A 6,171-nucleotide genomic window follows, 5' to 3' on the forward strand; every position below is an offset into this window, starting at 1 on the left:
CAATCCCCACACCTACGTCCCCAATCCCCTGGGTTGGCTCGACCCCCTCGGCCTCGCACCGTACACAATTTTCTCCGTGATCCACGACGATTCGCGCTTGGTCAAGGAGGCGGAAACGGCCGGGCGAACTCATCAGCGCAGCATAGATAATCTGACTTCCCAGCTTTCCCGTGGAAACCTGGATCCCGGCATTGGGAGCAAGTATCTGTTCGATGATGTTTTCGAAGCGCGGGCTCGGGATGGCGCTCGGGTTTATTTCAGAAATGTTGAAGATAGAGTGGCGATTCTTGCAAAATCATCCAAGGCCAACCAGCCTCGGGTAATCGGAATTCTTAGGGAACTTTATGGTCAATGATGGGCACTGGGAAAGAGATGGACCTTATCTGCGTCATGTAGAAGAAGGATTCACCTTGACCCTACTCGTCGGGATGGAACTAGAGGCCCCGTTGGACGTCATGGTTGAGCTTTCTGACGGCGTGCAACGATTTGCTACTATATTTACTCCTGACTCAATTGGCCGAATTCAAAAAAAAGACGTTGAATCAGGTGAATGTTTGAATGGTAGATATTTTTGGGCCAAGAATATCATTCTTGTCGACGCAATTGATTCAAGCTTGGTTGAATCAATTGTACTTGACCTGATCAGATCTGGTGAGATTTATCATGCTTTTGGTACAGAGCATTGATTATAACAAGAAAGGTCCCGAGGTCGGTCGCCATGTGGCTGTGGTAAAAGGCGACGAAGAACGGACGCGGGGTGGCGCGCACTATTCTGTCCAGAACACCTCTGGGTGCCACCGCAAGGTGCCTACATAACGCAGCTGATCGAAACTCTGCGCGGCCTTCCCGCAGCCCTGCCGAGGACTATCGATCAAGAGGTGGGGGTTCGAGTCCCTCCGAGCGCACGCTGGTTGAGGCAGGCCAGAGCCCGCAGCCGATCACACGGCGCGGGGCTCTGAGCTTTTGACAGCCACGTTGACAGCCTACGGGCTGTCGATCAAACTGCGGTTCAGATCTCCACGGTCTAACCGTTGTCGAGCAGCAGTTCGGTAGCACCCCACTCGGCGCCCACGCCAGACAACCGAATTAACCAACCGTGATGCGTTCGTCGCCGAACTTTGCCACGATCTCGATCTGCCCTCCGAGCGCCTCGATATAGCTACGCACGGTGGCAATCTCAGTGCGGTCCAAGTCGCCCCGCTCAATACGCGATATCCGTGACTGTGACACACCGATCCGCTCGGCCACCTCGCTCTGGTCGAGCCCGTAGGCCCGCCGGATGTCGGCCAGCCGATACGCCCGGGCCTCGGCCCGCATCCGCACTCCGAGCGCGTCGATGTGCCCCTGATCGAGCATGCCGGTGGCTAGAGTCTCGGTCCGTACGTCTTCCCAGGTACGCGCCATGGCCGTCATCTCCTCTCCATCGTGTACTCACCGTCCAACCACCGCTGGTAGCGCCGCTCGGCCAGCGGGATGTTCACCTCGTACCACTGCCGCCACTGACCGGCCTTGTCACCGGCGACAAGAAGCACCGCCTGCCGCCGCGGGTCGAACACAAACAAGATCCGCACCTCGGTGCCTGCGGCCGACCCCGGCCGAAGCTCCTTCATCTTATGGATCTTCGAGTCCTGGATGCTGTCGACCAACGGGCGGCCCAGCGCCGGACCATCGGATGCCAGCTGATCGACCGCAGCCGCAACGAGCTCAGCGGTCCGCGGATCGGTGCGCACCATGCCCATGAACCAGTCATCGACTTCGTCGACGAGAATCACGGTCCACGTCACGTCTACGAGGATGACCTACAAGTTCTATGACGTCAAGGTTCTACACTTCTCGGCAGGTACACCTCGGCCGCACCTGCCGACATGCAGGTGATCATCCAAGCCAAGGGGGATTCACCGATACTGGACACATCGCGTAACCAACATCAGGGCGACTGCCGTACTGCCGTTGTACTGCAACGGGGGTGGACGTCCATGGACGTCGATGGACGGCCCCGAGGCTGTGACCTGCACCGATAGACGTCCGTGGACGGTGCGCCGAGGGCTACGGATCAAGAGGTTGGGGGTTCGAGTCCCTCCGAGCGCACGCTGGTTGAGACAGGTCAGAGCCCCGCAGCCCCCATCCAGGGCGCGAGGCTCTGCCGCTTCCAGGGCTCAAGCACTGCAGTTCGTACTGCAACAGGTCACGATCAAGGCCAGCGACGCGGACAGCGGTGAACAGTGTCGGACCTGGCCTCCCGCCGACAGTCACGGCAGTCATATCGTCCCGACTCACCGACCGAGAGCCGCAGCGATATCGCAGATGTGATCGGGTGACCACACTCGATGCCCCTGTGGAGGGCCTGGGCAACCTTCGGCGCCGGCCCTGGTGCCCCATCGGCCCGCCCACCACGTCGGATGTGGCTCACGAGCTAGGATGGGACCGCCGGGCGGGGGCTAGGCTGGAGGGCATGAGCGTGGCCCACAACCACTATCCGGAGCTGCACGCCCTCGTCGACCGACTTGCTCCGGAGCGCACCGCTGATGCTCGGCGGGCATTGTTGCGCCTCATTGTAGCGGACCCCGGCCTGGACGAGGGGACCGCAGCACAGGGTGCAGTCTGGCCGGGCCCGTCCTTTATCGGCACCTTCGACAGCGGTCGCGACGACCTGTCCGAGCGAGTGGATGAGGCGCTGTTCGGCACCGATGGTCCCGGGAGTGACAGCCGGTGATCCTCTGGGACACCGGCCCTCTTTACGCCGCGTTCGACCGCCAGGACAAGCACCACGAGGCGAGCGCCGTGCTGATGCGGCAGACCACACCGCCGCTTCTCGTGCCAGCACCGGTCGTGATCGAAACCTGCTATCACCTGGCCAAGCACCTCGGCGGCCGGGCCGAGGTCACACTGCTCAAATCATTTCAGACCGGCGACCTGGCAATGGTCACACCGACGAAATCCGACTTCGACCGCGCTGTCGAACTGGTAGAGCGGTACGCCGGATTCCCTCTCGGCATAACCGACGCTTACGTCGTCGCGATCGCCGAACGCCTCAACATCACACAGTTGGCCACCATCGACCGCCGCCACTTCCTGGCCGTCACACCACACCATTGTCCCGGCTTCGAGCTGCTGCCCGCTTGAGAAGCACACTAAAACCAGGCCGGCTACTTCCCATCCGATCTCACGTTCAGTGACGAGGTTCAAAAAGTTGCCGTACTGCAGTTGTACTGCAACGGGGGTAGACGTCGGTGGACAGCCCCAAGCCCGCGACCTGCGCCAACGGACGTCAGTAGACATCCATGGACATATCGCCGGGGACAATGGATCAAGAGGCCGGGGGTTCGGGTCCCTCCGAGAACACGCTGGTTGAGGCAGGCCAGAGCCCCGCAGCCCCCATCCAGGGCGCGGGGCTCTGCCGCTTTCCAGGACCAACGGATGCAGCGACGGTCCAGGAATCGATCAGGTAGTCGTTGCGGCACTGTGGCCTACGCGATCGCGGCTATGTCCCCGTCCTCGAAGTAGATCGCCTGGTGCAGCCAGCCACCGAGAGCAGCGGCGTAACGCGCGACCACGTCCTGACCGGACAACGAGCCCTGCTCGATCTGTGAGATCCGCCCCTTGGTCACCCCCATCCGCTCCGCCACCTGCCGCTGGGTCAGACCCCGCGCACGACGCACCTCCGCAAGCCGATGGCCTAGCGCGACCGTGAGGAGCTCCTGCCGGCCGGCAGCGACCGCGGCCTCCCCGCCAGCCCGGGCGACCTGCTCGGCACGGATGTCAGACCACCGTGTGTAACCACTCATCGCTGATCGCTCTCTTCCTGACCGCGTTCCGCCAGATAGGTCTTGTAGCGCTGCTCCGCGAGCGGGACCGCTTCGGCGTACCAAGCGTTCCACTGCCCAGCCTTGTCCCCGGCGACGAACAGGATGCTCGAACGCCACGGATCGAAGCAGAACAGGATCCGCACCGTCCCTGGCCGGAGCTCCTTCAGGTTCGGCAGCGACGAGCCGCTGATCGTGTCGACGAGCGGCATCCCCAGCCCCGGACCAGCCTCCACGAGAAGATCTACTGCTTGCACGACCCGTGCGTGTGTGGCCCCGTCCAGACCGTCGATCCAGTCACGAACCTCGTTGACGAGATAGACGTCCCACTGCCGCCCTTCCATCATGCGAGTATAGCTCCCGCTAAACCTCGGGCCGCCGGATCTCCCAGGCACCATCGCCCGACCGACTGACAGCCAAGTTGACAGCCGAGACGATGGACAAGCGTGGACACCGACGGACGCCCCTGGAGGAGCGTGCGAAGTTGACGGACGCGGTGGACGCCCACAGGGGCCACATTAACTTGACGTTGTATTAACTGGAGCTCATACTCGGGAAGTGATCGTCGACTGGACGGAGGAGTTCGACCGCTGGCTCACCCACGCGGAGGAACTAAGGAGGCCGGCTCCTCACTGTCGCGGTCGCACTGCTGCAGGCACTCACGGACCTCCCCGCCAAACCCACCGAAGAGTCCGCGACCTTCAAACAGGTACGACAGGCCCGCCGCCACGAGCTGTGGCGGGTCGCCCACCCCTTCGACCCGGCCGTCGCCGTCCGGATCATCTGCTGGTTCCCACCGACGACCATGCCGTGATCGCGCTGATCGGATTCGACAAGAAGACGATCGGGGACGTCTTCTACACCAGCGCGGCAGCACGAGGAGAGGCGCCGGTCGATGCCTGGCTGCGCCAGAAGGGAGGCCCCGATGACAGATGACGTCACGTTCATCCGTGGCAACGACCGCATCCACCAGCTCGCCAGCCGGCCCGACATCGCCGCCGACGTCGCCCAGGTCCGCCAGGACATGGCCGAAGCGGACCGAACCCATGCCATGGGCCTGGCCGCGCTGCGGCGAGCCGCCGAACTCACCCAGGTCGAACTCGCCCGACGCATGGGCGTCACCCAGGCCGCCATCAGCCGTCTGGAACAGCCCCACGACCTGCTGCTGTCCACCCTCAACGCCTACCTGGCGGCCATCGGCGGACAGGTCAGCATGATCGTTCGTTTCGCGGACGGCCACGAAACAGTCCTCGACCTCTCCCAGATCGCATAATCCGGATCTACCGACCAGCCCGATACCGGTCGAGGCAAGCACCTGGGATCAGACCTGTCCATACCCCAACCAGTCGGGCGAGACGCCCGTTGGCGCCCATTGCTCGCTGCCGGGACCAGCGGTCACGGAAGAACGACCGTGATCTTCGGGTCCATCGAGTGAACCAACGCACTGTAACCACCGCTTTCGTGGCGGTGTACTGCAGTCGTACTGCAACGGGGACGGACGTCCCTGGACGTCCGTGGACAGACCCAAGCCCGCGACCTGCGCCAACAGACGTCAGGTGATCAGGTCGGCCTGGGTGGCGACCGTGGCGTCCCGGTCCACGAGGAGCGCCAAGAGCTGCTCGTACGTCGACTGCCCGCTGGACCTCACGCATTGAACCTAACGATTACGTCACACCGTGACGCGACCGCGGTGACGATCACCGCACACGGGACAGCGAACGCCCGGCCACCCCAGCTGAACAGCTACGCCGAGGTAGCCCGGCTTCCCTGGCGAATTCACCACAGTGTGACTGTTCGGTGAACCCATGGGGCGGGCATGCGCCGGGCGGATGAGCTGGCATCGGTCGAAGGCCGCCCCGACTGGACGGAATGTGCGCTTCCCGAGCGCCTGGGGGTTGGTCTAGGTGGCAGGCGCGGGTTCTTCTTCGTCGTCGGGTATGGGGCTGGCCTGGCGGGCTACCTGGGCGCCGATGGCGGCGGCTTCTCGTTCGGCGGGGTCGTCGGGGTGGCTGACGGTGCCGCCGGGGCCGGCGGCGCCGGCGGATTGTTGGACGACGTGGGTGAGTTCGTGTGCGAGCAGGCCGCGGCCGGTCGGGGAGGACGGGTCGAATCGGCCTGGGGCGAAGAAAACGTCGGTACCGGTAGTGAATGCTTCGGCCTGTACGGCCCGGTTCAACGTTGCTGCGGTGCTGTCGGTGTGGATCCGTACCGTTGACAGGTCGGCTTCGAGGTGGCCTTCCATCTCGGCGCGTACCGGTTCGGACAGTGGTGATCCTGTACCGCGGCGGGCCTGAATGGTATCGGCGATCTCCGGGTCGAGTGGTCCGGCACCTTGGGAGCGCAGGGCGCTGCGGAACAGTGCTGCACC

The 6,171-nt window shown here is 63.4% G+C and carries 10 protein-coding genes and 1 pseudogene; 6 read left to right on the plus strand and 5 right to left on the minus strand.

Going from position 1 to position 6,171, the window contains the following annotated elements:
* A pseudogene (locus U9978_RS23510) lies at positions 1-355 on the plus strand (hypothetical protein); the annotation flags it as partial.
* Positions 345-686 carry a hypothetical protein gene (locus U9978_RS23515; RefSeq protein ID WP_322763330.1) on the plus strand — a complete coding sequence of 114 codons (342 nt, stop codon included), beginning with the start codon at positions 345-347 and terminating at the stop codon, positions 684-686. The pseudogene U9978_RS23510 and the gene U9978_RS23515, both read left to right, overlap by 11 nt.
* Before the next feature lie 400 nt (positions 687-1,086).
* Here the strand turns inward: U9978_RS23515 and U9978_RS23520 are convergent, their stop codons facing one another.
* Positions 1,087-1,413, minus strand: a complete 327-nt coding sequence (locus U9978_RS23520; RefSeq protein WP_322763331.1) for a helix-turn-helix domain-containing protein — start codon at positions 1,411-1,413, stop codon at positions 1,087-1,089.
* Positions 1,410-1,784: a type II toxin-antitoxin system RelE/ParE family toxin gene (locus U9978_RS23525; RefSeq protein ID WP_322763332.1), complete on the minus strand. Its 375-nt coding sequence runs from the start codon at positions 1,782-1,784 to the stop codon at positions 1,410-1,412. The genes U9978_RS23520 and U9978_RS23525 overlap by 4 nt, the downstream gene beginning before the upstream one ends.
* Before the next feature lie 668 nt (positions 1,785-2,452).
* Between U9978_RS23525 and U9978_RS23530 the strand changes: the two genes are divergently transcribed.
* Complete coding sequence (locus U9978_RS23530) at positions 2,453-2,713, plus strand: hypothetical protein (RefSeq protein WP_322763333.1); 261 nt, start codon at positions 2,453-2,455, stop codon at positions 2,711-2,713.
* On the plus strand, positions 2,710-3,123 hold the full coding sequence (locus tag U9978_RS23535) for a type II toxin-antitoxin system VapC family toxin (RefSeq protein WP_322763334.1): 414 nt from the start codon (positions 2,710-2,712) through the stop codon (positions 3,121-3,123). Before U9978_RS23530 ends, U9978_RS23535 begins: the two co-directional genes overlap by 4 nt.
* Before the next feature lie 344 nt (positions 3,124-3,467).
* Here U9978_RS23535 and U9978_RS23540 read toward each other — a convergent pair whose 3' ends face one another.
* Both U9978_RS23540 and U9978_RS23545 read right to left on the minus strand, forming a co-directional pair.
* A complete protein-coding gene (locus U9978_RS23540; protein ID WP_322763335.1) occupies positions 3,468-3,785 on the minus strand; it encodes a helix-turn-helix transcriptional regulator in 318 nt (105 codons plus the stop codon).
* Positions 3,782-4,147, minus strand: a complete 366-nt coding sequence (locus U9978_RS23545; protein ID WP_416211118.1) for a type II toxin-antitoxin system RelE/ParE family toxin — start codon at positions 4,145-4,147, stop codon at positions 3,782-3,784. The genes U9978_RS23540 and U9978_RS23545 overlap by 4 nt, the downstream gene beginning before the upstream one ends.
* Before the next feature lie 466 nt (positions 4,148-4,613).
* Between U9978_RS23545 and U9978_RS23550 the strand changes: the two genes are divergently transcribed.
* Together U9978_RS23550 and U9978_RS23555 are read left to right on the plus strand one after the other, a co-directional pair.
* Positions 4,614-4,739, plus strand: a complete 126-nt coding sequence (locus U9978_RS23550; RefSeq protein WP_322763337.1) for a hypothetical protein — start codon at positions 4,614-4,616, stop codon at positions 4,737-4,739.
* Entirely contained in the window at positions 4,729-5,076 is a 348-nt protein-coding gene (locus tag U9978_RS23555; protein ID WP_322763338.1) for a helix-turn-helix transcriptional regulator, read from the plus strand. Before U9978_RS23550 ends, U9978_RS23555 begins: the two co-directional genes overlap by 11 nt.
* A gap of 627 nt (positions 5,077-5,703) precedes the next feature.
* Here U9978_RS23555 and U9978_RS23560 read toward each other — a convergent pair.
* Positions 5,704-6,171, minus strand: a 468-nt coding sequence (locus tag U9978_RS23560; RefSeq protein WP_322763339.1) for a DUF4157 domain-containing protein, incomplete at its 5' end; no start/stop codon positions are given.

The organism is Protofrankia sp. Cr2 (assembly GCF_963555885.1).
GTDB lineage: Bacteria > Actinomycetota > Actinomycetes > Frankiales > Frankiaceae > Protofrankia.

Coding starts and splice junctions, on each gene's coding strand:
- U9978_RS23520 (WP_322763331.1), bottom strand. CDS start 1,413: ATGACGGCCATGGCGCGTACCTGGGAAGACGTACGGACCGAGACTCTA.
- U9978_RS23545 (WP_416211118.1), bottom strand. CDS start 4,147: ATGGAAGGGCGGCAGTGGGACGTCTATCTCGTCAACGAGGTTCGTGAC.
- U9978_RS23540 (WP_322763335.1), bottom strand. CDS start 3,785: ATGAGTGGTTACACACGGTGGTCTGACATCCGTGCCGAGCAGGTCGCC.
- U9978_RS23555 (WP_322763338.1), top strand. CDS start 4,729: ATGACAGATGACGTCACGTTCATCCGTGGCAACGACCGCATCCACCAG.
- U9978_RS23530 (WP_322763333.1), top strand. CDS start 2,453: ATGAGCGTGGCCCACAACCACTATCCGGAGCTGCACGCCCTCGTCGAC.
- U9978_RS23515 (WP_322763330.1), top strand. CDS start 345: ATGGTCAATGATGGGCACTGGGAAAGAGATGGACCTTATCTGCGTCAT.